Origin of the sequence: Flavobacterium sp. (assembly GCF_043779715.1) — a bacterium.
In the GTDB taxonomy this organism is placed as follows: Bacteria; Bacteroidota; Bacteroidia; order Flavobacteriales; family Flavobacteriaceae; genus Flavobacterium.
Window position 1 is genome coordinate 1 of the sequence record NZ_JAYWDT010000197.1, and the last position, 3,049, is coordinate 3,049.

General features: G+C 30.4%; 1 protein-coding gene and 1 pseudogene. Both read left to right on the forward strand.

From position 1 onward, the window contains the following. Positions 1 to 472 precede the first annotated feature (472 nt). Positions 473 to 2,416 (forward strand): annotated as a pseudogene (locus ACH2BG_RS09485) (DNA methyltransferase). A 75-nt stretch (positions 2,417 to 2,491) separates the two neighbouring features. Continuing rightward, positions 2,492 to 3,049, forward strand: a 558-nt coding sequence (locus ACH2BG_RS09490; RefSeq protein ID WP_395047453.1) for a DEAD/DEAH box helicase family protein, incomplete at its 3' end; no start/stop codon positions are given.

Sequence of the window (3,049 nt, forward strand, 5' to 3'; positions counted from 1 at the left end):
GTTTAGTAGACTATTAACTTTAGAATATTTTAAATTTAATATAGACGCAATGTCAGGAACTGTAAAAATCCCCAAACCTATTTCTATATGATTTTCAAACTCCATATTTTCTAATATTTTACACAAATCTAACGATTTATCTTTAAAGTCAAATTTTATTTAGCATTTGTCACCAAACTTATTTATGGAAAACAATACCTTTTTTTTATAAATTCTAATCAACTATATTTGCTACATAACTAAAATCAGTATTGAAAAGATAAATAGATAATAACAACATATAAAATTAGCGTTTAGCGAAAGAACCTGTATTCTGAAAATTCGACACTTCATAATACCTACAGGGAAGTTCAAGCTAACGTTCACGTGTAGGCGTGGGCGTTGCTTTGCTTTGTAGGTACGGGCGTCGAATCCCGCAGAATACGAGCATTGCAATTAGCCTGCGCCTATTTTTTGTTACTCCAACAAAAACATGAAACTATACGCTACGGTCGAAGCAGTCTTAAAAAAAGAACCCAATTATGTAACCGATGACGGTGACTTGAAAAAATGGGTAATCATTAGTAAAGCACAAAATTGCGATACAGAATTAATCTCCATATTACTAGAAAACCAAGAAATTAAAACTCATTTTTTTATTCCTATCAAAGACATTTTGGTTTTTAACCAAGCCTTGTTTATTGAATTTATGGAACAAAAGAATTATCTAAACGATAGTTTTACGGCTTATAAAAACAAAATAGGATTAACAATTGACGGCAAATTCTTAAACCAACGAAATGAAGTGGCTCTGGTTTGGCCCTATAAAGATTGTATTCTTGAAGGCGGACAAAGCCGAGAGGAAGACAAACGAGAAGAAATTTTCTTTAATGAAGTGTTGGCACAAGACGAAATCAACCAATTACTTGATCCGAAAGTATTAACCAATGCTAAAACATTTACTGCTGAAGGAGAAAAAGCATTTGATGGTTTTAATAGAAACGAACAAGGAACAATAACTGATAATTTGGTTATAAAAGGTAATAATTTATTGGCTTTGCATTCTTTAAAAGAAGAATTTGCTGGTAAAGTAAAGCTTATTTATATTGATCCACCGTATAATACAGGAAGTGATAGCTTTGGCTATAATGACAATTTTAATCATTCTACTTGGTTGACTTTTATGAAGAATAGATTGGAAGTTGCAAAGGAATTGTTAAGAGAGGATGGGGTTATTTTTGTACAATGAGACGATAATGAACAAGCTTATTTAAAAGTTTTAATGGATGGTATTTTTGGAAATAATAATTTTGACTCTTGCATAACTACTATTGTTAAAACTGAAGGAAGAAGGTATGGTAATCTTGCAAGAACTCACGAAAGCATTTTATTATTTACAAAAAACAAAGCATATGCCAAGATATATGAAGTTGAGAAAGAGAATCATAAATTCAAATTTACTGATAATATAGGAGGATATGATTTAACTGATTTGAGGAATCAAAACGCAGTCGCTTTTAATTCAAAAAACAGACCTAATCTCAGGTATCCATTTTATGTTGATTTAAATAGCGAAGATGAAAATAAATTATTTAAAGTAAAAGTTATAAATAATGAAAACGAAAATGAAGTTGTTTATCCAATAACCGTAAATGGATTAGATAGTGTTTGGAGATGGGGAAGAGATAAAGCAATTGAAAACGAAAACCATCACCTTGTTGCTAGAAGAAGTGCAGATGGAATTTTCAGAGTTTTTCAAAAATATAGGTCAAGTACCACAATGGAAAAAACAGTTTGGTTTGATAAAAATTTAATTTCAAATAAGGGGACAAAAGAATTAGATGAATTATTTAAGGATAAGATTTTCGATTTTCCGAAGCCAGAATTTTTACTTAAAAAAATCATTGATTTATCAACAATCGAAAGTGATATAATTTTAGATTTTCATTTAGGAAGTGGCACAACAGCAGCAGTAGCAAACAAAATGAATCGACAATACATAGGAATTGAGCAAATGGATTACATTGAAACCATAGCCGTAGAACGATTGAAAAAAGTAATTGCGGGTGAACAAGGCGGAATCTCTAAATCCGTCAATTGGCAAGGCGGAGGTTCTTTCACTTATCTAGAACTCAAAAAATACAATCAAACTTTTATCGATAAAATCTTAAAAGCCAAAAAAAGCAAAACTTTGTTAGTCATTTGGGAGGAAATGAAAAATAAATCTTTTTTGAATTACAATATTGCTATTCAAAAACAAGAAGAACACATTGAAGACTTCAAAAAATTAGAATTTTCAGCACAGCAAGAACTCTTGATTACTTTATTGGATAAAAATCAATTGTATGTGAATCTTTCTTCATTACAGGATAAAGATTTTGAATGTACTGATGAAGAATTAAAAGTAACACGGGATTTTTATCAATTGAAAAAATAACCCCAAACTTGTCATTTCGACAAAGGAGAAATCACATCCGATTGATTAGTGTGATGAGATTCCCCCTTCGTCGGAATGACAAAAAAACAACAATCATTTATGGCTTATTTATACGATACATTAAAGGATAATTTTGGTAAAATTGCTATTTCAAAAATTGAAATTCCCAATTATATTTCTGACAATCTTAAACCAGGTTATGGAGAAAGAGAGTATCAAAAAGAAGCTTTTCAGCGTTTTATCCTTTTTTATAATGAAGATTTTGAAGGCAAGCCAAGAAAACCATTTCATTTGATGTACAATATGGCGACCGGAAGTGGAAAAACACTTATAATGGCTGGATTAATGCTTTACTTGTATGAAAAAGGGTATCGAAATTTTTTATTTTTTGTACATTCTAATACCATTTTAGATAAAACCAGAGAAAATTTCTTGAATGCATCAGCGAGCAAATATTTATTCAATCAAGATATTGTTGTCAATGGACAGAAAGTATATATAAGAGAAGTCAGAAATTTTGATGAAGCAGATGATAGAAACATCAACATTCATTTTACTTCAATTCAAAAATTGCATTCGGATTTGGTGCAAAGCGAGAAAGAAAACGCTTTGAGTTTGGAGGATTTTAAGAAT